Genomic DNA, 21,795 nt, shown 5'->3' on the forward strand with positions numbered 1-21,795 from the left:
GCCCGCCCGGCTGTCGCTCCCGTCCTGTTGTATGGGACGCATGGAGCACACGAGCAACGCGGAACTGCGGACCCGGGCGGACGCCGTCCTCGCCCGTCTCGTCGGAGACGGCACGGGCGCCGCCCGGCTGCGCGAGGACCAGTGGCGGGCGATCGAGGCGCTGGTCGCGGACCGGCGCCGGGCCCTGGTCGTCCAGCGCACGGGCTGGGGCAAGTCCGCGGTGTACTTCGTGGCGACCTCGCTGCTGAGAGCCTCCGGTGCGGGACCGACCGTGATCGTCTCCCCGCTGCTCGCGCTCATGCGCAACCAGGTGGAGGCCGCGGCCCGGGCCGGCATCCACGCCCGCACCATCAACTCCTCCAACACGGAGGAATGGGAGTCGATCCAGGCGGAGATCACGGCCGGCGAGGTCGATGTCCTCCTCGTGTCCCCGGAGCGGCTCAACAACCCCGATTTCCGCGACCAGGTCCTGCCCAGGCTCGCCGCGGCGACCGGCCTGCTCGTGGTGGACGAGGCCCACTGCATCTCCGACTGGGGCCACGACTTCCGACCCGACTACCGGCGGCTGCGCACCATGCTGGCCGATCTGCCGCCGGGCGTGCCGGTGCTGGCGACCACCGCCACGGCCAACGCGCGCGTGACCGCCGACGTGGCCGAGCAGCTCGGCACCGGCGCCACCTCGGACGCGCTCGTGCTGCGCGGCCCGCTGGACCGGGAGAGCCTCAGCCTGAACGTGCTGCGACTGCCGGACGCCGCGCACCGGATGGCCTGGCTCGCGGACCACCTGGACGAGCTGCCTGGTTCCGGCATCGTCTACACGCTCACCGTGGCTGCCGCCGAGGAGGTCACCGCGTTCCTCCGGCAGCGCGGGTATCCCGTGGCGTCGTACACGGGGAAGACGGAGAACGCCGACCGGCAGCAGGCCGAGGACGACCTGCTCGGGAACCGGGTCAAGGCACTGATCGCCACCTCCGCGCTGGGTATGGGCTTCGACAAGCCCGACCTCGGGTTCGTGGTGCACCTCGGCTCGCCCTCCTCCCCCATCGCCTACTACCAGCAGGTGGGCCGTGCGGGCCGCGGTGTCGAGCACGCCGAGGTGCTGCTGCTGCCGGGCAGGGAGGACGAGGCCATCTGGGACTACTTCGCCTCGCTCGCCTTCCCGTCGGAGGAACTGGTGCGCCGTACCCTGGACGTCCTCTCCCGGGCCGGCGGCCCCGTGTCGCTGCCCGCGCTGGAGCCCCTGGTGGAGCTGCGCCGCTCCCGGCTGGAGTCCATGCTGAAGGTCCTCGACGTGGACGGCGCGGTCAGGCGGGTCAAGGGCGGCTGGGTCGCGACCGGGCAGCCGTGGACATACGACGCCGACCGGTACGCCTGGGTGGCCAGGCAGCGCGAGGCCGAGCAGCAGGCGATGCGCGAGTACGCGGCCACGCCGGAGTGCCGGATGGAGTTTCTGCAGCGCCAACTGGACGACGAGGGCGCGAAACCCTGTGGCCGCTGCGACAACTGCGCGCGGCCCCGCTTTGCGGCCGACACCACCTCGGCCGCGCTGGACGCCGCGCGGGTCGACCTGGGCCGCGCGGGCGTCGAGGTGGAGCCCCGCCGGATGTGGCCGACCGGGCTGCCGGCGATCGGCATCGATCTCAAGGGGCGCATTCCGGCCGGTGAACAGGCATCGGCGGGACGGGCCTTGGGACGGTTGTCGGACATCGGCTGGGGCAATCGGCTACGACCGCTGCTCGCTCCCCAGGCTCCGGACGCGCCGGTGCCGGACGATGTCGCCCGTGCCGTGGTGGACGTGCTGGCCGACTGGGCGAAGGGACCGGGCGGCTGGGCCCCGGGCGCGGCCGACCCGCAGCCGCGGCCGGCGGGTGTCGTCACCGTCGCCTCGCGTTCCAGGCCCCGGCTGGTCCACTCCCTGGGTGCGCGCATCGCGGAGGTCGGCAGGCTGCCCCTGCTGGGTTCCGTGGAGTACGCGGGCGAGGCGTCTCGGGTCTCACGCAGCAACAGTGCCCAGCGTCTGAAGGCCCTCGACGGTGCACTGACCGTGCCGCCCGGCCTCGCCACCGCCCTCGCCGAGGTCCGGGGACCGGTCCTGCTGGTGGACGACTTCACCGAGACCGGCTGGACCCTGGCGGTGGCGGCGCGCCTGCTCCGCAGGTCCGGGGTGCGGGGGGTGTTGCCGCTGGTCCTCGCCGTGCAGGGCTGACCAGCCCGCTGCTGTTCGAATCCTGGGCCGAGTGCGGCGCACGAACGTGCCGTGCTCGAACGTCCCGGGGGTCGCCCGGGACCTCAACGGGTAGGGATATAAGCCACGCACCCCCAGATAACAGTCGGTGGCCCCATTTGCTCGTTGCCGCATCCAAGTTCGACAGCAAGAATTGAGGTCCGCTCCCCGCACGGCTCGTCCGTGATCCGGTTGGGCTTTGCTGCGGTGCGCGCGGCCCCGAATCCGATCTCGCCCGCAGTGTGGGCGCGTAGCCGAAGGGAGGAACGTGACCTTCGGATTCGCTCCGTCCTCGGCGGCATCGTTGTCGCCGTCCGCGTCCGCCGTGTCCGCCAGTCGCCTGCTTGAGCCCGCGGAGTGGGCCGACGCCGGAATACCGCTGCTGCGCAACCCCCGTGAGGTCGTGAGCGGCCTGCACACCCGGCATCGCCCGCGCCCGGGCACCGCGGTGGTCGCTGTTCTCGATCCGGAGGAGCGGCTGTGCGCCAGCGCCTCCTTCGGCCGTCGCTCGGCCCCGGCCGACGGCTGGATGTTCCGCAACTCGCTGCTGGCCCAGTTGCGCCGGGTCATCCCGCACGACCTGCGCCGCCGCACCCCGGTGCGGACCGCCGTACTGCTCTACTGCCGCGAGGGGGACGCGCGTTGGACGGAGGAGGACGGTGCCTGGATGTGGGGACTGCGGGACGCGTGTACTCTCCACGGGCTGCGCTGCGGGGCGTACATCACGCTGACGCACGACGGCTGGCAGGTGCTCGGCGAGGGTCGTGGCGGCCGGCGTCCCAACGCCGACTCGCCTCCCGAACCCTTCGCCCTGTCCGAGGCTCCGCCCCTGTCGCCGCGTACCGGCGGCGCCGTCTCCGAGGTGCTGCGCCGCGCGGCGGCCCGCTGAACCGCGGCCCCCGCGAGGGAGCGCAGCCCCGGCACGTCCCGCCGGGTACGACGTCCTGAAGCCGCCCTACGGAGTGCCCGGCGGTCACGCCGAACTCCGCGCCGGAGCGGACGTTCCGCCGTCCGGTCATCCGGGGGATCCGGCCCGATGCCCGCGTGCCGGATCCTCCACCCGCCCGACGGCCACCGCCGCAACGGGCAGCGACACCGCCCCTTGCCGGGGCATGCCGAAGGCATCGCTGTGCGCTTCACCGCCGCGGTCCCTTCGGTACCTCCGGAGTCACCGGAGATGCCGGAGGGAGCTCAGACGCCTGCGCCCAGCACCGAGTTGATGCGCTGCGGGTCGCCGCAGACGATCAGCAGGGCACCGGCCCGGGAGAGGGCAAGCGGCAGCACGGTGGCGGCGGCGGTGTCGGGGCCGCCGTTGACGGCGACGACGACCACGGCGCGGGTCACGGCACGGGAGGCGACGGCGGCGTCCGCGTAGAAGACGTCGTCGCCCGCGTCGTGCTGCGCCCAGTAGGAGGCTTCGCCGAAGGACAGCTCGTGGTCGGCCCACGGATGCTGCGCGCCGGTGGTGATCACCAGCACGTCGCCGGGGGCACGACCCGATTCGAGGAGCAGGTCCACTGCTTCCTCGGCCTTGTCGAGAGCGCTCTCGACCGCGGCCGGGATCAGCTGGATCTGCGGGGCCGCCGCTGCTGCGGCGGGGACGGCCGGGCCGGACTGGCCTGGCTTGGCCGCGTCACGCGGCGTGCGCTGCACCGGCGGCGCGGGCCGCAGAGGGCCGGGACGACCGGGACGCGACGGGGCCACGGGGCGGGGGCCGGGTACGGGACGAGGGGTCGGCGCGGTACGGCCAGTGGCCGGCGTGGCGCGGGGACCCTGGGCACTCTCGTGAATCTGAGGCTCCTCGGGAATGAGAGGCATGAGCTGATATTTATCAAACGTTGGTGCAGGTCACGTGAACCGGGTGGCACATCTGTGCGACCGGAACGTCAGAAATCGAAGCCGAGCTGACCCTCGATCTCCGGAACGCTTCCCTCCGCCCAGCTGCGGACCTTCTTGAGGTGCCGCCACTGGGGCAGCGCATCAAGATACGCCCACGACAACCGGTGGTACGGGGTGGGGCCCCGCTCCTCCAGTGCGGCCTTGTGCACGGGCGACGGGTACCCGGCATTGTCCGCAAATCCGAAGTCTGCATGGTCGATACCCAGTTCGGCCATCATTTTGTCGCGCTGAACTTTGGCGATCACCGAGGCGGCGGCCACGGCCACACACGATCGGTCACCCTTGATGACCGTGCGCACCCGCCACGGAGTACCGAGGTAGTCGTGCTTCCCGTCGAGGATGACCGCCTCGGGACGGACCGGCAAGGTCTCCAGGGCCCGGACCGCCGCGAGTCGCAGTGCGGCTGTCATCCCGAGGCCGTCGATCTCCTCCGGCGAGGCGTGCCCCAGGGCGTAGGCCGTGACCCACCCCCGCAGCACCTCGGCAAGTTCCGTACGCCGCTTGACGGTCAGCAGCTTGGAGTCGGTGAGGCCGTCGGGCGGCCGGCGAAGGCCGGTGACCGCGGCACAGACGGTGACGGGCCCGGCCCAGGCGCCGCGCCCCACCTCGTCGACACCGGCAATGACCTTGGCTCCGGTCGTGGCGCGAAGGGAGCGCTCGACGGTGTGAGTAGGCGGTTCGTACGGCATGGCGCCCTTAGCGTACGCCGCGCTGATCCCCGAGCGACACCCCGGCCACCCCGGCCGTGCCGGGGACCGCCGAAGCCGCGGCTCACGCTCCGTGCGACAGCAGCAGCGGAAGCATGAAACGGTCGATCATTTCCTCGACTTCCTGATCGCTCCATTCGCTTCCGGAAATCTTGTTGCGATACATCATCATCGCCGGAATGGCGTCCAGGACATAGCCGTTGGCAGCGTCGGCACGCACCTCTCCCCGCTCAATGCCACGGGTGATGACGTCGCCGATCAGCTGGATCGTCGGCCCCACCACCCCGTCGAAGATCACACCATGGAACCGCTCGACCTGGAGTGGATCGCATTCGTGAATCACAGACCGCAGCGCGAAGCCGGGGCGCGAGAACATCGCGTCCCGGGCCTGACGGCACAGGGCCAACAGATCCTCGCGCACGCTCCCGAGGTCGGGAGCCTCCTCCAGACGTGGCAGGCCGGCCTGCAGTGCGTCGGCGACCAGCTCCTCCTTGGAGGACCAGCGACGGTAGACCGCAGCCTTCCCGGTCTGGGCGCCGGCGGCGACGCCCTCCATGGTCAGGCCGTTCCAGCCCACCGTGCTGAGCTGCTCCAGGGCGGCGTCCAGGATCGCGCGTTCGAGGACCGCACCGCGCCGACGAGGGGAGGCCGCCTGGGGAGCGGCGGCAGTCCAGCGCGAGGTAACCATCTGATGTTTCTCCAGCGAGCGAGGGGAAGCGGGAATTCCGGAGCGGGGGACGCGGCGCGCGACGGCAAGGGGGGACGCGGCACACGACGCGCGATTAAGTGAACGCTTGCGTTCTCTACTGAGGACTCACTACCGTTGACGCGACAGTGAACGCTGGCGTTCACTAACACCTTCGTGGGGGATCCATAGTGACAACCTCTCAACTGATACCGGACCAGAAACCGGGTGCGGCCCGCCGGCAGGGGCGCCCCGGCATCGCGCTCACCGTGATTGCGGCCTGCCAGCTCATGGTGGTACTCGACGCGACGATTGTGAACATCGCGCTCCCGCACATTCAAGAGGCGCTCAAGTTCAGCACCACGGACCTCACGTGGGTGGTCAGCGCCTACACGCTCACCTTCGGCGGCCTGCTGCTCCTCGGCGCGCGGGCCGGCGACATCCTCGGCCGGCGCCGGGTGTTCATGACCGGCATCCTGCTGTTCACCTTCGCCTCGCTCCTCGGCGGTCTCGCCCAGGAACCCTGGCAGCTCCTGGCGGCCCGCGCCCTCCAGGGTGTCGGTGGCGCGATCGCGTCGCCGACCTCGCTGGCGCTGATCACCACGACGTTTCCCGAAGGTCCCGAACGGAACCGGGCGTTCGGTGTGTTCGCCGCCGTCTCCGCAGGCGGCGGAGCCATCGGTCTGCTGGCCGGCGGCATGCTCACCGACTGGCTCGACTGGCGCTGGGTGCTCTTCGTCAACGTACCGATCGGGCTGCTGATCGCCGTCCTCACCCCGCAGTACATCAACGAGTCCCAGCGGCACCCCGGACGCTTCGACATCGTGGGGGCGCTGACCTCCACCCTCGGCATGGCCTCCCTGGTCTACGGCTTCATCCGGGCCTCGGAGGACGGCTGGCGCGACAGTCTGACACTCGGGTCGTTCGCCGCCGCAGTGGTCCTGCTGCTGGCCTTCGTCCTCATCGAGACCCGGGCGAAGGAACCCATCACCCCGCTGCGGATGTTCGCCGACCGCAACCGCTCCGGCACCTACGTGATCATGCTCAGCCTCGCCGCCGCGATGTTCGGCATGTTCTTCTACATCGTGCTGTTCGTGCAGAACGTGCTCGGTTACAGCCCGATCAGGGCCGGTCTGGCCTTCCTGCCCGTGACGGCGGCCATCGCCGTCGGCGCCGGACTCTCGCAGCGGTTCCTGCCTGTCCTGGGCCCGAAGCCGTTCATGATGACCGGTTCGGCGCTCGTGGTCGTCGGACTCACCTGGCAGACCTTCATCAAGCCCGACAGCTCCTATCTCGGCGGAATCCTCGGGCCGATGCTGGTCTTCGGCTTCGGCATGGGGCTGAACTTCGTGACAGCGACCGTCACCGCGGTCTCCGGTGTCGCGCAGCACGAGGCCGGAGCGGCCTCCGGGCTGCTCAACGCCATGCAGCAGGTGGGCGGTTCGCTGGGGCTGTCCATCCTGACCACGGTGTTCGGCTCGGCCAGCAAGGACGAGGCGAAGAAGCAGCTGCCGAAGTTCCTCGCCGGTGGTTCGCCGGAGCAGAAGGCGGAGTTCGCGAAGACCCATCAGCTGCCGGCACCGTGGGGGAGCGAGGTGCTCGCGCACGGCATCTCGACCGCGTTCGTCCCCGCCGCCGTCATGGCCGGGATCGGGCTGCTCACCGCCTGGCTGGTGATCAAGGTCCGCAAGAGCGACCTCGAAGCGCTCGCCGGCACGGCCGGTCCGGGGATGGGCTGACCTCACCGGGTCCGCACGGAGCCGCGGACGGCCGGACCTCCGCCGGGGAACGGACGGCAGGGGCCGAGGTCCGGCCGTCCGCATCCCGGCCGTCGGCGCCGCGATCATCAACACGGCGCACACCACCGAAAGAGCCCACCCGACCCACACCACCGACACCTCCCCGCAACAGGCCTCCCGCCCGCCTCCCGGCACATGCGCCGAGTGGGGCGGCTGCCGGAAAAACGCCCGCCGGTCACGCAGAGTTCCCGTCGGGTACGGAGAGTTTTCGGTGCGGACCGCAGGACTGGACTCGGACCGCAGCCGTCGGGGCCTCGGTCGTCGGGACCGCACCCGTCGGGGCCGCAACTTCGGGGCCGCAGCTGTCGAGGCCGCGGGCCCGGCCTCGGACCGCCGAGGCTCCGCCATGACGCGCTTCGACGGTCCTCGGGCAGGGAACCCACCGGTGCCCGGCCTCGCCGCACATCTCCGACGCCTCCGGCGCGGCGCGCCCCGGCGACTCCTGACACGGGCCGGCTCCGAAGGGGCGCCGAACCGCGTCGTCACCGCGCACGGTCCGCGCCCGGCCTCAGCCGGTCACCCGTCGACGCCGCTCCCCGCCCCCGTCGGCACCCATTCCGGCAACGCCTCTGTTCGCTCCGACCATGCGGCCGGCGGCGCTCCCGCCCTGGCGCCCGCGAGTACGCCGCCCACGATGGCGCAGGTGGTGTCCACGTCGCCGCCCACCTGGGCGGTCGCCCAGAACGCCGTCTCGTAGTCGCCGAGGGCGCGAGCCGCCGACCAGAGGGCGAAGGGGACGGTGTCATGGGCGGACGTACGGCGTCCGCAGCCCAGGACGGCCGCGACGGTGCCCGCGTCGGCGTAGTCGAGCATGTCGCGGGCGCGTCGCAGGCCCTGGCCGACGGCGCTCTTGGGGACCAGGGCGCCGACCCCGTCGAGAAGTGCCTCGGGGCTCGGTGGGCCGCCGGGCGCGGCTGCCAGCGCCGCTGCGGCCGCCACGGCCATGGCGCCGGCCACGGCCTCCCGGTGCTGGTGGGTGGGGTAGGCGGAGATCTCGGCCTGGTGCGTGGCCTGCTCGGGATCGTCCGCGTACCAGGCGCCCAGAGGGGCGATCCGCATGGCCGCGCCATTGCCCCAGGATCCGCGCCCGTCGAAGAGCCCGGCGGCCAGCTCGCGCCAGTCGCCGCCCTCCCGGACGAGGCGCAGCAGGCGGTTGACGGCGGGGCCGTAGCCCCGGTCGAAGTCGTGGTGCGCGGCGAAGGAGTGGGCCAGCGCGTCCTGGTCGACGCGGTGGTGGGCAGCCAGGACGGCGACGACGGAGCAGGCCATCTCGGTGTCGTCGGTCCACTGCCAGGGAGCCGGCGGCAGCTCCCGCCGCTTCAGCAGCGGGTAGTTCACCGGCACGAAGAACTGCGAGCCCAGCGCGTCGCCGACAGCGAGTCCGCGCAGGCTGGCCAGGGCGCGCTCCAGGCGCCCCGGGATCGGGGAGTCAGAGGAGGAGGTCATTGCGGCCAGCCTAGCCGCTCATCCAGTGGGGTTCCGGGTCCCGCCAGCGGTCGAAGGGCTGGTTGAGCGTGTACTTGCCGTCGTCTCCGAGAACGAGCATCCGCATCTCGGCGTTCCCGGGGTTGGAGAGCGACTCGAACTCCGCGACCGTCCAGTGGAACCAGCGCATGCAGAACAGCCGCATCGCCAGGCCGTGGGTCACCAGGAGCACGTTGGGCGGGTGGTCGGGCGCCTCGAAGCTGCGGAACAGGCTCTCCAGGAAGCCGCCCACGCGGTCGTACACGTCGGCCCCCGACTCACCCTGCGGGAAGCGGAAGAAGAAGTGCCCGTAGGCGTCCCGGTACGTCTTCTGCAGCCGTACGTCGTCGCGGTCCTGCCAGTTTCCCCAGTCCTGCTCACGCAGCCGGGGCTCCTCGCGCACGCGTATGAGATCCGGGTCGAGGTGGAAGGCGCGGAGGGTGTCGTGCGTACGCCGGTAGGGAGAGACGTACACGCTGACGCGCTCCTGGCCGAAGATCTCCCGGACGCGCTTTCCGGTCTCTTCGGCCTGCCGCCAGCCCCGCTCGGTGAGGGCCAGTGCGTGGTCGGGTTCCCGCTCGTACACGGAGTCGTCGACATTGCCGGTTGACTCGCCGTGCCGGACAAGGACGATGCGCCGTGGTCGTGCCATGCCAAAACCCTAGATCGAGTGACGAAAAATCGAGCACTCGAATGGGCCTCATACAGCGCAGGTCACACAAATCAAGGGTTGGATAATCAAACGATCCAGCTCGGCTCGAGCTCCACGATGTCACCCGTGAGGGCCGCGATGTCGGCCTCCGTCTGGGCCCGCAGTGCCAGCCGCTCCACTCGTTCGGTGCGGTACTTGCCGTGCTCGGCGGCCGACCGCCACATCGAGAGGATCATGAACTCGTTCTCCGGCGCCTCCGCGAACATGCCGCGGATCATGCCGGGCGAACCTGCCATCGCCGGGTTCCAGACCTTCTCCTGCATCAGCGTGAAGTGCTCGACACGCTCCTCGTGCACCCGGCAGAGAGCCACCCGGACCAGGTCGCTGTCCGTGAAGCGGGGCTCGAAACCGGTCTTCACGTCGAACCGGTACTCGAACAGCTTGACCTGCTGATCCTTGTACGTACCGGACTGGGACGCGGCCAGACGGTCGTGCGAACGCGCCATGAAGGAGTCGTAGAAGGCACGGCTCTCCCAGAAGGCGAAGATGTGCGCCACTCCAGGCCGCTGACGACTCCAGCCCCCGCCCTGTCCCCGAAATCCCGGCTCCCCCGGAAGCCCCGCCCATTTCCGCTGCCCCCGCTCGAAGCCCCGGCGGTCAACCACGGTGCAGCGAATCCACTTGACCAGCACCGCGCCATCGTAAGGCCATGGAGCGTGGCGTCGGTCACGCTCCGGCTGAGATCACCCGCGCATGCGCCCCCGCGCGCGTGGCACGATGGACAAAGAGCCTTGGCAAACCATCAGTTGGGGTAGTGACCTCTAGGGGGAAGGGGACGCGTGGTGAGCGGTTTCAGCAAGGCGCTCCGCAAGGTCGAGGTAGCGGTGAAGTGGGATCCCAGCCCTTCCGGGCAGCCGCCCACCGATCTCGACGTCGTCGCCGGGACGTTCACGACGGCCGACCCGTACGGAACTCCGGCCTATCTGGTGCACTTCGACAGCCGTTCGCCCGACGGCACGATTTTCCTCAACCGGGACAGCCAGGACGGCAAGGGCTTCGGCTGGGACGAGGTGATGACGCTCGAACTGGACCGGCTGGACAGCCGGTACGCGCGCGTCGTCGTCGGAGTCGTCATCCAGCAGCGCTCCACGCACCGGACGTTCGTGAACGTCCTGAATCCGGCCGTCCGTGTCCGGGAGGGCTACAACGTGCTGGCCGAGGACGACTTCGGCTCGGTCCTCGGAGCGACGGCGGCCACCGTCGCGGAGTTCGTGCGGGACGGATCCGGCGACTGGGGTTTCCGGCCCGGGCTGCACGGGTTCGAGGACGACCCGGTGGTCTTCAGCCGGGAGATGGGCGGACTCGGCCGTCCCTGACACGGGGACGACCGCCCGCCCGTGACGGGCGAACGGTAAGGGGCGCCGGCCATGGCCGGCGCCCCTTACCTCACGTCACTGGCGACTCGTCAGCTGCAGCCGCTGGTCGAGCCGCAGCCCTCGCAGATGTAGCAGGAACCGGCCCGCTGCATCTTCGTACCGCAGGAGAAGCAGAGCGGGGCGTCGGCCTGGATGCCCAGCTGCATCTCCACCAGTTCGGCACTGGTGTGCGCCTGCTTCGGGGCGGGCTTGGCCACCTCGATCTTCGGCGCGGCGACGGCCTTCAGCTCCTGGGCGCGCGGCGCCGACTGGGCCAGGCCCTCGACATCGACGTCGTCATCGTCCATGGACGGCTCGTACGAACCGGTCTCCAGGTGCCGCTGGCGCTCCTCGGCGGAGTGGATGCCGAGCGCGGAGCGCGTCTCGAACGGCAGGAAGTCCAGCGCCAGGCGGCGGAAGATGTAGTCGACGATCGACTGCGCCATCCGCACGTCCGGGTCGTCCGTCATGCCGGCCGGCTCGAAGCGCATGTTGGTGAACTTCGAGACGTACGTCTCCAGCGGCACGCCGTACTGGAGACCGACGGAGACCGCGATGGAGAAGGCGTCCATCATGCCCGCGAGGGTCGAGCCCTGCTTGGACATCTTCAGGAAGACCTCGCCCAGGCCGTCGTCCGGGTACGAGTTGGCCGTCATGTAGCCCTCGGCGCCACCGACGGTGAAGGACGTGGTGATGCCGGGACGACCCTTCGGGAGGCGCTTGCGGACCGGGCGGTACTCGATGACCTTCTCGACCGTCTCGCGGATGGTCGCCTCGGTCTTCGCGGCGACCTCCTCCTTCTCCTTCTCCTTGGTCTTGGCGGAGAGCGGCTGGCCGACCTTGCAGTTGTCGCGGTAGATCGCGAGCGCCTTGACGCCGAGCTTCCAGGCCTCGAAGTAGATCTCCTCGACCTCCTCGACAGTCGCCGTCTCCGGCATGTTGACCGTCTTGGAGATGGCGCCGGAGATCCACGGCTGGATCGCGGCCATCATGCGGACGTGGCCCATCGGGGAGATGGCACGCTCGCCCATGGCGCAGTCGAAGACCTCGTAGTGCTCCTGCTTGAGGCCGGGAGCGTCGATCACGTTGCCGTTCTCGGCGATGTGGGCGACGATCGCCTCGATCTGCTCCTCCTGGTAGCCCAGGCGGCGCAGGGCCTGCGGGACCGTGCCGTTGACGATCTGCATCGAGCCGCCGCCGACCAGCTTCTTGAACTTCACCAGGGCGAGGTCGGGCTCGACGCCGGTGGTGTCGCAGGACATGGCCAGTCCGATGGTGCCGGTCGGGGCGAGGACGGACGCCTGGGAGTTACGGAAACCGTTCTTCTCACCGAGGCGGACCACGTCCTGCCAGGCCTCCGTGGCGGCGGCCCAGACCGGGGTGTCCAGGTCGTCCATGCGGACGGCGACGGTGTTGGCGTCGGCGTGCTGCTTCATGACGCGGTTGTGGGCGTCGGCGTTGCGGGCGTAACCGTCGTACGGGCCGACGACCGCGGCGAGTTCGGCGGAGCGCCGGTAGGCGGTGCCGGTCATCAGGGAGGTGATGGCACCGGCGAGGGCACGGCCGCCGTCGGAGTCGTAGGCGTGGCCGGTCGCCATCAGCAGGGCGCCGAGGTTGGCGTAGCCGATGCCGAGCTGGCGGAAGGCGCGGGTGTTCTCGCCGATCTTCTGGGTCGGGAAGTCCGCGAAGCAGATGGAGATGTCCATCGCGGTGATGACGAGCTCGACGACCTTCGCGAAGCGCTCGACGTCGAAGGACTGGCTGCCCTTGCCGTCGTCCTTCAGGAACTTCATCAGGTTCAGCGAGGCGAGGTTGCAGGACGTGTTGTCCAGGTGCATGTACTCGCTGCAGGGGTTCGAGCCGTTGATCCGGCCGGACTCCGGGCAGGTGTGCCAGTGGTTGATCGTGTCGTCGTACTGGATGCCCGGGTCGGCGCAGGCCCAGGCGGCCTCGGCCATCTTGCGGAAGAGGGACTTGGCCCCGACCTCCTCGATGACCTCACCGGTCATCCGGGCGCGCAGCCCGAACTGGCCGCCCTGCTCGACCGCCTTCATGAACTCGTCGTTCACGCGGACCGAGTTGTTGGCGTTCTGGTACTGGACGGACGTGATGTCGTCGCCGCCCAGGTCCATGTCGAAGCCCGCGTCACGGAGGGCGCGGATCTTCTCCTCCTCCTTGACCTTGGTCTCGATGAAGTCCTCGATGTCGGGGTGGTCGACGTCGAGGATGACCATCTTGGCGGCGCGGCGGGTGGCACCGCCGGACTTGATGGTGCCCGCGGAGGCGTCGGCACCGCGCATGAAGGAAACCGGACCCGAGGCGTTGCCGCCGGAGGAGAGCAGCTCCTTGGAGGAGCGGATGCGGGACAGGTTCAGGCCGGCGCCGGAACCGCCCTTGAAGATCATGCCCTCTTCCTTGTACCAGTCGAGGATCGACTCCATGGAGTCGTCGACGGACAGGATGAAGCAGGCGGAGACCTGCTGGGGCTGCGGGGTGCCCACGTTGAACCACACGGGGCTGTTGAAGCTGAAGATCTGGTGCAGGAGGGCGTACGCCAGCTCGTGCTCGAAGATCTCGGCGTCGGCGGGCGAGGCGAAGTACTTGTGGTCCTCACCGGCCTTCCGGTACGTCTTCACGATGCGGTCGATCAGCTGCCTGAGACCGGTCTCGCGCTGCGGGGTGCCGACGGCACCACGGAAGTACTTGCTGGTGACGATGTTGACCGCGTTCACCGACCAGAAGTCGGGGAACTCGACGCCACGCTGCTCGAAGTTGACCGAGCCGTCGCGCCAGTTGGTCATGACGACGTCACGGCGCTCCCAGCTCACCTCGTCGTACGGGTGTACGCCGGGGGTGGTGTGGATGCGCTCGATACGCAGTCCCTTGGTGGCCTTGGTGCCCTTCGCGCGGGAACTCCGTGCCGGACCGCTCGCCGTCTCTGTCATGCCGCCTCCCTGTACGGGCTAAAACGCCCTGAAATGCCACGATGTTCCCGTGACACACTGTTCTGTTTTCGTGTCGCGAGTGCCCTCAGCCGCCACTCGCGACAAGTCCTGGATCGCCGTCCGACAACCGGATCCGGGCCCTCCGCCCGGTTCCGGTCCGCCCGTCAGCCGGCGACGGCAACGGGTGCGGGCACCTGTGCGCCCCCGCCCGGCCCGTGATCGTCCTCCTGGCCCCCCGCTCCCGCGTCTTCGTCGTCCGCGACGGGGTCCTGGGCCGCCCGCCTGAGCTCCACGATCGCGGCCTCGAAGTCCTCGAGCGAGTCGAACGCCCGGTAGACGGAGGCGAATCGCAGGTAGGCGACCAGATCGAGCTCCTGCAACGGGCCGAGTATGGCCAGCCCCACGTCGTGGGTGGTCAGCTCGGCGCTTCCGGTGGCCCGCACCGCCTCCTCGACCCGCTGGCCGAGCTGGGCGAGTGCGTCCTCGGTGACAGGCCGCCCCTGGCATGCCTTGCGCACGCCGTTGATGACCTTGGTACGACTGAACGGCTCGGTGACTCCGGACCGCTTGACCACCATGAGCGAGCACGTCTCCACGGTCGTGAAACGACGGGAGCAGTCCGGACACTGGCGGCGCCTGCGGATCGACGTGCCGTCGTCGGTCGTACGACTGTCGACCACACGGCTGTCGGGGTGCCTGCAGAAGGGGCAGTGCATGATCTCCAACCCTCCTCACAGCAGACTCAATAGCCCCGCTGGGCCACATGGGCCCCTCGAAGCAGCCCCAAGCATAGGCGATCTCAGAGAGACCGGAGACCCGGGGGACCACAACTTGTGGGTAGCTGTAGCAATCCAACCACTAGATGTGGTGATTGGCAGATACATCGCCAGGTTGCGCGTGTCGCACACGTACCGCTACGGCGGATACGGAGATACCGTGGGCGCCGCACGGAGGTCACGTGCGACTCCGGCGCAGATGGGGACGGACATCCCGGTCGGCGGCGGTCCGGATGGCAGACTGGGCACACCCACAAGGCCGTCCCCCGGCGGTGAAGAGTACAACAATGGGCCCTTTTGCCTGCCGGGTATCGCGTGAGCCATACACCCAGACATGCGATCACGTACGGTGAACCGCGTTTTTTCACTCGAACGTGTGTTTGGCGCAACCTTTCGAAAGCAACTACCGTTGTCCAGCAGGGAGACCATCGAGAGGGGCCGACGTGACCACGACCGCAGACAGTGCCACCATCACCGCCCAGGACCGCTCCCAGGGCCGACTCGACCCGGTGCATGCCATGAACGAAGCCGTGAATCCCGAGGGACACAAGCGTTCCCTGCCGGGCCGACCTCCAGGCATCCGGGCGGACAGCTCGGGCCTCACCGACCGGCAGCGCCGGGTGATCGAGGTGATCCGGGACTCGGTGCAGCGACGGGGCTACCCGCCGTCGATGCGGGAGATCGGCCAGGCCGTCGGCCTGTCCAGCACGTCCTCGGTGGCGCACCAGCTGATGGCACTGGAGCGCAAGGGCTTCCTGCGCCGCGACCCGCACCGCCCGCGCGCGTACGAGGTGCGCGGCTCCGACCAGGCCGTGACCGTGCAGCCCACGGACACCGCCGGCAAGCCCGCCGCGTCGTACGTCCCGCTGGTCGGCCGGATCGCCGCAGGCGGGCCGATCCTCGCCGAGGAGTCGGTCGAGGACGTCTTCCCCCTCCCCCGGCAGCTGGTCGGCGACGGCGAGCTGTTCGTGCTCAAGGTCGTCGGTGACTCCATGATCGAAGCCGCGATCTGCGACGGCGACTGGGTCACCGTCCGCCGCCAGCCGGTCGCCGAGAACGGCGACATCGTCGCCGCCATGCTCGACGGCGAGGCCACCGTGAAGCGCTTCAAGCGCGAGGACGGCCACGTCTGGCTCCTCCCCCACAACGCGGCCTACGAGCCGATCCCCGGCGACGACGCGACCATCCTGGGCAAGGTCGTGGCGGTCCTGCGGCGCGTGTGACGCCTGCGGCGGGCGGTCATGCCGCCCGCCCTCCGACCGGGCCCCGGGACCCCTGCGCCGGTTCCGGGGCCCTGCACTGCCCGGATCCCGGCGACCGCCTGCCTGCCATCGTGGGGTGGGGGGGGCGGGCCCGGGGGGGGGCCCCCCCCCCCCCCCCCCCCCCCCCCCCCCCCCCCCCCCCCCCCGCCCCCCCCCCCCCCCCCCCCCCCCCGTACGTNNNNGGGGGCGGGGGGGGGGCGCGGCGCGGGGGGGCGCGGGGGCCCGGGCGGGCGGCGGGGGGGGGGGGGCCGGCCCGGGCGCGGGCCCGCCCACCCCACGATCACTCCGCCTCCGCCTGCCGCGCCACCGCGTCGATCGCCGCCAGCGACCTGCGGACCTGGTTACGGTCCGTGGTGTACCAGAAGTCGGGCAGCGAGGACTTGAGGTACCCGCCGTACCGCGCGGTGGCCAGCCGCTGGTCGAGTACGGCGACCACGCCGCGGTCGCCCGAGGCGCGTACGAGCCGGCCGGCGCCCTGGGCCATGAGGAGCGCGGCGTGCGTGGCGGCGACCGCCATGAAGCCGTTCCCGCCGGCGTCCTCGACGGCCTTCTGCCGGGCGCTCATCAGCGGGTCGTCCGGGCGTGGGAACGGGATCTTGTCCATGACGACCAGCTGGCAGCTGGGCCCGGGGACGTCGACGCCCTGCCAGAGCGACAACGTGCCGAAGAGGCAGGTCCTGGGGTCCGCGGCGAAGTTCTTGATCAGCTCACCGAGGGTCTCCTCGCCCTGGAGCAGCACCGGGAACTCGGGGATCCGGACGCGCAGTTCCTCGGCGGCCTGCTGGGCGGCGCGCATCGAGGAGAAGAGGCCGAGGGTACGGCCGCCGGCGGCCTGGATCAGCTCGGTCAGTTCGTCGAGCATGTCGGCACGGTCGCCGTCCCGTGCGGGGCGCGACAGATGCTTGGCGACGTAGAGGATGCCCTGTTTCGGATAGTCGAAGGGCGAGCCGACGTCGAGGCCCTTCCACTGCGGGAGGTCCTCGCCCTCGGTGCCCTCCGGGGCGAGGCCCAGGGAGGCGCCGACACCATTGAAGTCGCCGCCGAGCTTGAGGGTCGCCGAGGTGAGGACGACCGAGCGGTCCGCGAAGAGCTTCTCCCGGAGCAGGCCGGACACCGACATCGGGGCGACGCGGAGGGAGGCGCCGAAGCGGTCGTGGCGTTCGTACCAGACGACATCCCACTCGGAGCCGTTCACGATCCGCTCCGCCACGTCGTGCACGGTCTCCACGGAGGCCAGCGCCTGCTTGCGGACCGCGTCCTCGTCCTGGACCGACTTGTCGCGGGTGGTGCCGAGCGCGGAGATCACGGTGCGGGCGGCGTCCCGGAGCGCGGCCAGGGCGTACCCGAGATCCTCCGGGATCTCCTCCAGACGGCCCGGCAGCGCCAGCTCCATCAGCCGCTCGAAGCCCTCGGCGGCGGACTGGAGCTGGTCGGCGGCCTTCTCGTCGACCAGTTTGGCGGCACGCCGGACCGCACGGTTGACCTGCCCCGGAGTGAGTTCACCGGTGGCGACGCCGGTGACACGGGAGACCAGCTCGTGCCCCTCGTCCACGATCAGCACCTCGTGCTGCGGGAGCACCGGGGCGCCCTCGATGGCGTCGATCGCGAGCAGGGCGTGGTTGGTGACGACCACCTCGGCGAGCTTCGCGCGCTCACGGGCCATCTCGGCGAAGCACTCGGCGCCGTAGGCGCACTTGGACGCGCCGAGGCACTCCCGGGAGGAGACCGAGACCTGCGCCCAGGCCTTGTCGGAGACACCCGGTGTGAGGTCGTCGCGGTCGCCGTTCTCGGTCTCGTCGGCCCAGTCACGCAGGCGCAGCAGGTCCTGCCCGAGCTTGCTGGTGGGCGCGGCCGCCTCGAACTGGTCGAAGAGGCCCTCCTCCTCGTCCTGCGGCATGCCCTCGTGCAGCCGGTGCAGGCACACATAGTTCGACCTGCCCTTGAGCATGGCGAACTCCGGGCGCCTGCGCAGCAGCGGGTGCAGGGCGTCGACGGTGCGCGGCAGATCCCGCTCGACGAGCTGTCTCTGCAGCGCGAGGGTCGCCGTCGCGACGACCACCCGCTCTCCGTGCGCGAGCGCGGGCACCAGATAGCCGAGCGACTTTCCGGTGCCGGTGCCGGCCTGGACCAGCAGATGGGATCCGTCGTCGATCGCTTCGGCGACCGATTCGGCCATGGTCACCTGGCCGGGGCGCTCCGTGCCGCCGACAGCTGTGACAGCGGCATGCAGGAGTTCGGGGAGTGAGGGCTTCGTCATAGCGCGACCACCCTACGACCCGGCACTGACAACCGGGCGATCAAGGCGGGGACGGGGGGTGGGATCAGGCCCGGGGCTCCTGAACCGGCAGGCCAAGGCGCAGGGGCGGGCCGGCGGCCGAGGTGCTCGGAATTCTTCGGAATTCTCTCGGCCGGCCGGGAACTCGATCGGTCGCCGCTTCGTACTACATGTGTACACGCAATCACTCAGCGCTACATCAGATGACGTAGGGACCGGTCCCGGATCATGAGGGCGGCCCGTTTGGCAGGCAGGTCGACCTCGGAGGCGTAGCGGAAGCCCGCGTTGAGGAAGGCGGCCACGGAGGGGGTGTTATGAAGGTCGGGTTCAGCCACGACGCGAGCACAGGCGGGGCGATGGTCGAGTACGAGGTCGGCCACGGCTCTGAGCAGGGCAGACCCCAGTCCCCGACCCCGGTCGGCGACCTCGCCGACGAGGAGATGGACGCCGGTGTCGTGCGGACGGGCCGGATAGTGGCGGGCGAGTGGGTCCAGGTCGGCCCGGTAGATCTCCCAGTAGCTCATCGGGGTGCCGTCGAGCATGCCCAGGCATGGCACGCTGCGCCCGTCCCCCGCCAGCTGGGCCCGCAGATGGTCCTCCGTCTGCGCCCGTGAGCCGGCCAGCTGCCAGAACGCGGCCACACCGGGGTCGTTCATCCAGCCGCTGATGATCGGCAGGTCGCGTTCGACGTGGACCGGCAGCAGGTGGAAGAGACCGACGGGGGTCTTGGTGGGACCCCAGGTGCCGACCTGGTCGAGCAGGTCGCGCACGTCGAGCGGGCCCGGGGGGCGGTACGAGCCGGGCGAGTCGGGTGTCGTCCCGGCGATGAGGGTGAGGAATTCGTCGGGCAGGCGGAGGTCCAGGGTGTCCTCGCAGCCCCCGATGTCGTCGACGGGTCCGGGACCGCCGAGGTGGTGGGAGGGCCCGGAGTGTCCGGGGTGGACCGGGACGGCACCTGTGTCGGCGCTCGCGTCGGTGGGAGGCATGGTGCGCTCCTCTCAGGAGACGAGGTGGGTCATGTACCTCGGTTGCTGGATGAAAGACGGTGAATGAAGGGCGGTGAATGAAGGGCGGTGGATGGAATCCGGTGACGGTGACGGTGTCAATGTCAGCGGGGTCAGGAAGGTGTGGATGAGGAGTGGAGTGGGTTGGTGATGGCGACGTAGACGGACTGGGCGTCGACCGGGCCGACGAGTTCGTCGAGGCCGTGCAGCCGGGTCAGCAGGTTGGCCTTGCAGCGCAGGACGGGTGAGTCGAGCAGGCGGCCGGGCAGGGGGCTGCGCAGCCGGGCGGGTCCGGTGGCCGCGTCGGCGAGGAACCGGCGGAACGCCGCGAGCAGCAGCCGCTCGTCGGCGAGCCGCTGGGAGCCGAACGCACCGATCAGGCCGAGCACGTTGTTGATGCCGAGGTAGTAGGCGAAGCGTTCGTCGGTGACCTCGTCGGAGACGAAGGTGTCGCTGTGTTCGCCGATTCCGGGAAGCCTGCTGTCGAGGTCGGCGCGTCGGGACTCGCGGAAGTAGTAGCCCTGGTTGTCGCGGTAGCGCCCGCCGGCCGGCCAGCCGTCGGCGTCCAGCAGCAGGAGGGTGTTCTGCTGGTGCGCCTCCAGGGCGATGCCGGCCGCCCCGTCGAGCCAGAGCACCGGGCGGACGACCTGCTCCAGGTAGCGCAGGAACCACTCGGCGCTGACCGCACCCACGGGCCGGCCGGTGCGTTCGGCGAGCCGGGAGACCACCCGGGCCAGCCGGGAGCGGTACGGGCGGGGCCTGCCGTTCGCCGCCGGGGCGTCCAGGGGCCGGGGCGTGACCAGCCCGGCGACGCAGGACACGTCGTCGGTGGGGGTGAACGGGTTGTGCCGGATCACCACGTCGAGTCCGGGTACGGGCCGGCCGTCCAGGCCGTCGACGGCAAGCCAGGCCGGGTCGCGCACGATGTCGAAGCCTGGGTGGGCGGCCTGCCACTGCTTGGCGAGGCCGGTGCGCAGCAGGCGGTGCACCTCGACGCCCCGGTGCAGTTCCTTGCGGAGGTTCTCCCGGCGGGAGTTGGTGATCCTCAGGCCGAGCGACAGTTTGAGCATGGCGGGGGCACCGGTGCGGTGGACGGTTCGTACGGAGGAGGTGGGATGCCAGGGGGTGCCGAGCGGGCCCAGGTCGCGCAGGAGCCCGGCGTCGAGGAGGGCGGCGGTCTCCTCGCGGTGGCCGATCTCGCGAGCCTGCCAGGGGTGCAGGGGCAGAGCGGCGGTGCAGCCGTGGGGCAGGGGCAGGGCCGTTCCGGCCAGGCGCTCCATGAGGTGCGGGGCGGGGACGGGACGGCCTCGCTCGGTCCAGGCGGAGTCGGTGGCGAGCAGGGAGGAGGCGACTGCGATCCAGTGCAGGGGGAAGGAGCCGCGCAACTCCGGTGAGTAGAGCCGGGCTTCGGACTCAGTCAGGCCTTCGCGGCTCTTCGGGGTCGGGTGCAGCGGGTGCCCGAAAAGGAGCGCCTGCTCGGCGGCGAGAAAGCGGTCGGGGCCGTCGGCGGGGTGGGCGCGCCGGTCCGCGATGAAGGTGACGGTGCGGCGCAGGGAGTCGGCGACCCGGGCCACGAGGTCACCGTCGTCGGGGGTGGCCCGAGCGACAGGGCCGCCGGGGGCACCGGAGGCCGAGCCGTCAGCCGCATGGCCGAACGGGCCTCCGGTGCGAACGGCGTGGTCCCCGGTGCGGCCGGTGCGGCCTTCGGCATGGCCGGTGTTGCCTTCGGCATGGCCGGTGTTGCCTTCGGCGTGGCCGGTCCCGCCTTCGGCATGGCTTGCGCCGCCCCCGGCTCGATCGGCCGTGCCGGCTGGTCCCGTGGCCGTCTCGCGGGTGAGCAGGGCGGCGAGGGTGACCGCGTCGACGGTCGGGGCGGTGTCCGGAGCGCCGGCCAGGCGGGGTGGTCCGAAGCGGTGCCAGCCGGTCGGGGACCAGTGGCGGACCGGGGTGATCACCGCCGTACCGCTGGCGGGGAGCGGGATGCGGAGGGTGCCGGTGTCGGGCGCGGGCAGGTTGGTCTCGCGTACCCAGCAGCGGAGCATGTTCTCCACGGCGGCGGCCTGGGCGGCGACGTGCGGGTCGGGGTGTTCGAGGAGGTCTCCCGAATCGTCGCGCGGCCGCTCGGGCTGGGAGGTACGGCCTCGTTGCTGAGGGACCGACTCGGCGAGCGGAACGGGGCGTCCCTGTGGGCCTTGGTCTCCGTTGTCGTCGGGCGCGGGGGTGGCGTTCAAGGAGGGTTCCTCGGGGGCTCGGGCGGTGCGGTGTTCGGCGTCGTGCCGGTGAACCGGGCTGGTCGGATGGCTGGTCGAGTGCGGAGTGTCCTGATGAGAGGGGTGCGGATGATGTGGGGTTTTTCGCTTCCTGGGGCGGTCGGTTCGCTTCGGGGCCATCGGCCGGACGGTTCGTCCCCGGTGCGGCGGCCGGTCGGGCTGCTGTCGGCGGTTCGGCGGGCGGTAGCTCCCGTGCGGGTGTTCCGGGTGCTCCGGGTACAGGTGCTCCAGGTGCTCCAGGTGTTCCGGGTGTTCCGGGTGCTCCACGTGCTCCAGGTGTTCCGGAGCATCCGCACGGCCCGCCTGGTCCGATCGGCCTGGACGGTCCGAGCGGTCCGGACGGCCCCAGCGGTCGAGCGGTCCCGGCGGTGCGGGCGGTCCCGGCGCCGGGCCGCCTCCGGACGGTTCGGTCGGCGGG

16 protein-coding genes are annotated in these 21,795 nt (G+C 70.8%); 5 read left to right on the forward strand and 11 right to left on the reverse strand.

Annotated features, from left to right (window positions below):
* Positions 1–40: 40 nt before the first annotated feature.
* The gene (locus ACIQVL_RS40225; RefSeq protein ID WP_403477901.1) at positions 41–2,206 is read left to right on the forward strand and encodes a RecQ family ATP-dependent DNA helicase; all 2,166 of its coding nucleotides are present in this window, start codon (positions 41–43) and stop codon (positions 2,204–2,206) included.
* A gap of 286 nt (positions 2,207–2,492) precedes the next feature.
* Entirely contained in the window at positions 2,493–3,113 is a 621-nt protein-coding gene (locus ACIQVL_RS40230; RefSeq protein ID WP_403439283.1) for a hypothetical protein, read from the forward strand.
* A 302-nt stretch (positions 3,114–3,415) separates the two neighbouring features.
* On the opposite strand, the gene ACIQVL_RS40235 is transcribed toward ACIQVL_RS40230, so the two are convergent.
* The 3 genes from ACIQVL_RS40235 to ACIQVL_RS40245 form a co-directional block, all read right to left on the reverse strand.
* Entirely contained in the window at positions 3,416–4,042 is a 627-nt protein-coding gene (locus ACIQVL_RS40235) for a hypothetical protein (protein WP_403477902.1), read from the reverse strand.
* A gap of 68 nt (positions 4,043–4,110) precedes the next feature.
* A complete protein-coding gene (locus ACIQVL_RS40240; RefSeq protein WP_403439287.1) occupies positions 4,111–4,812 on the reverse strand; it encodes a ribonuclease HII in 702 nt (233 codons plus the stop codon).
* A gap of 82 nt (positions 4,813–4,894) precedes the next feature.
* Complete coding sequence (locus tag ACIQVL_RS40245) at positions 4,895–5,518, reverse strand: TetR/AcrR family transcriptional regulator (protein ID WP_403439289.1); 624 nt, start codon at positions 5,516–5,518, stop codon at positions 4,895–4,897.
* A 188-nt stretch (positions 5,519–5,706) separates the two neighbouring features.
* Between ACIQVL_RS40245 and ACIQVL_RS40250 the strand changes: the two genes are divergently transcribed.
* Positions 5,707–7,254, forward strand: coding sequence for an MFS transporter (locus ACIQVL_RS40250; protein WP_403439291.1), 1,548 nt, complete (start codon positions 5,707–5,709; stop codon positions 7,252–7,254).
* 576 nt (positions 7,255–7,830) lie between these two features.
* Here ACIQVL_RS40250 and ACIQVL_RS40255 read toward each other — a convergent pair.
* From ACIQVL_RS40255 to ACIQVL_RS40265, 3 genes are all read right to left on the reverse strand, one after another.
* Positions 7,831–8,760 (reverse strand): ADP-ribosylglycohydrolase family protein, encoded by a 930-nt coding sequence (locus tag ACIQVL_RS40255; protein WP_403477903.1) that lies wholly within the window; start codon positions 8,758–8,760, stop codon positions 7,831–7,833.
* Positions 8,761–8,770: 10 nt separating this feature from the next.
* Positions 8,771–9,430: a histidine phosphatase family protein gene (locus ACIQVL_RS40260; RefSeq protein ID WP_362588407.1), complete on the reverse strand. Its 660-nt coding sequence runs from the start codon at positions 9,428–9,430 to the stop codon at positions 8,771–8,773.
* Positions 9,431–9,516: 86 nt separating this feature from the next.
* Positions 9,517–10,122, reverse strand: a complete 606-nt coding sequence (locus ACIQVL_RS40265; protein ID WP_351713886.1) for a YdbC family protein — start codon at positions 10,120–10,122, stop codon at positions 9,517–9,519.
* 150 nt (positions 10,123–10,272) lie between these two features.
* On the opposite strand from ACIQVL_RS40265, the gene ACIQVL_RS40270 reads away from it, so the two are divergent.
* A complete protein-coding gene (locus ACIQVL_RS40270) occupies positions 10,273–10,806 on the forward strand; it encodes a TerD family protein (protein WP_403439298.1) in 534 nt (177 codons plus the stop codon).
* A gap of 89 nt (positions 10,807–10,895) precedes the next feature.
* On the opposite strand, the gene ACIQVL_RS40275 is transcribed toward ACIQVL_RS40270, so the two are convergent.
* Both ACIQVL_RS40275 and nrdR read right to left on the reverse strand, forming a co-directional pair.
* The gene (locus ACIQVL_RS40275) at positions 10,896–13,790 is read right to left on the reverse strand and encodes a vitamin B12-dependent ribonucleotide reductase (protein ID WP_403439300.1); all 2,895 of its coding nucleotides are present in this window, start codon (positions 13,788–13,790) and stop codon (positions 10,896–10,898) included.
* A 164-nt stretch (positions 13,791–13,954) separates the two neighbouring features.
* Positions 13,955–14,506 (reverse strand): transcriptional regulator NrdR, encoded by a 552-nt coding sequence (gene nrdR / locus ACIQVL_RS40280; protein WP_403477904.1) that lies wholly within the window; start codon positions 14,504–14,506, stop codon positions 13,955–13,957.
* Positions 14,507–15,009: 503 nt separating this feature from the next.
* Between nrdR and lexA the strand changes: the two genes are divergently transcribed.
* Positions 15,010–15,789 carry a transcriptional repressor LexA gene (gene lexA / locus ACIQVL_RS40285; protein WP_133028126.1) on the forward strand — a complete coding sequence of 260 codons (780 nt, stop codon included), beginning with the start codon at positions 15,010–15,012 and terminating at the stop codon, positions 15,787–15,789.
* 319 nt (positions 15,790–16,108) lie between these two features.
* On the opposite strand, the gene ACIQVL_RS40290 is transcribed toward lexA, so the two are convergent.
* The 3 genes from ACIQVL_RS40290 to ACIQVL_RS40300 all read right to left on the reverse strand — a co-directional run bounded on the left by ACIQVL_RS40290 (position 16,109) and on the right by ACIQVL_RS40300 (position 21,338).
* Positions 16,109–18,085 (reverse strand): ATP-dependent DNA helicase, encoded by a 1,977-nt coding sequence (locus ACIQVL_RS40290; RefSeq protein ID WP_403477905.1) that lies wholly within the window; start codon positions 18,083–18,085, stop codon positions 16,109–16,111.
* Positions 18,086–18,297: 212 nt separating this feature from the next.
* A complete protein-coding gene (locus tag ACIQVL_RS40295) occupies positions 18,298–19,089 on the reverse strand; it encodes a GNAT family N-acetyltransferase (RefSeq protein ID WP_403477906.1) in 792 nt (263 codons plus the stop codon).
* A 131-nt stretch (positions 19,090–19,220) separates the two neighbouring features.
* The gene (locus tag ACIQVL_RS40300; protein ID WP_403477907.1) at positions 19,221–21,338 is read right to left on the reverse strand and encodes an IucA/IucC family protein; all 2,118 of its coding nucleotides are present in this window, start codon (positions 21,336–21,338) and stop codon (positions 19,221–19,223) included.
* Positions 21,339–21,795 lie beyond the last annotated feature (457 nt).

Source organism: Streptomyces sp. NPDC090499 (assembly GCF_044769305.1).
Classification (GTDB): Bacteria; Actinomycetota; Actinomycetes; order Streptomycetales; family Streptomycetaceae; genus Streptomyces.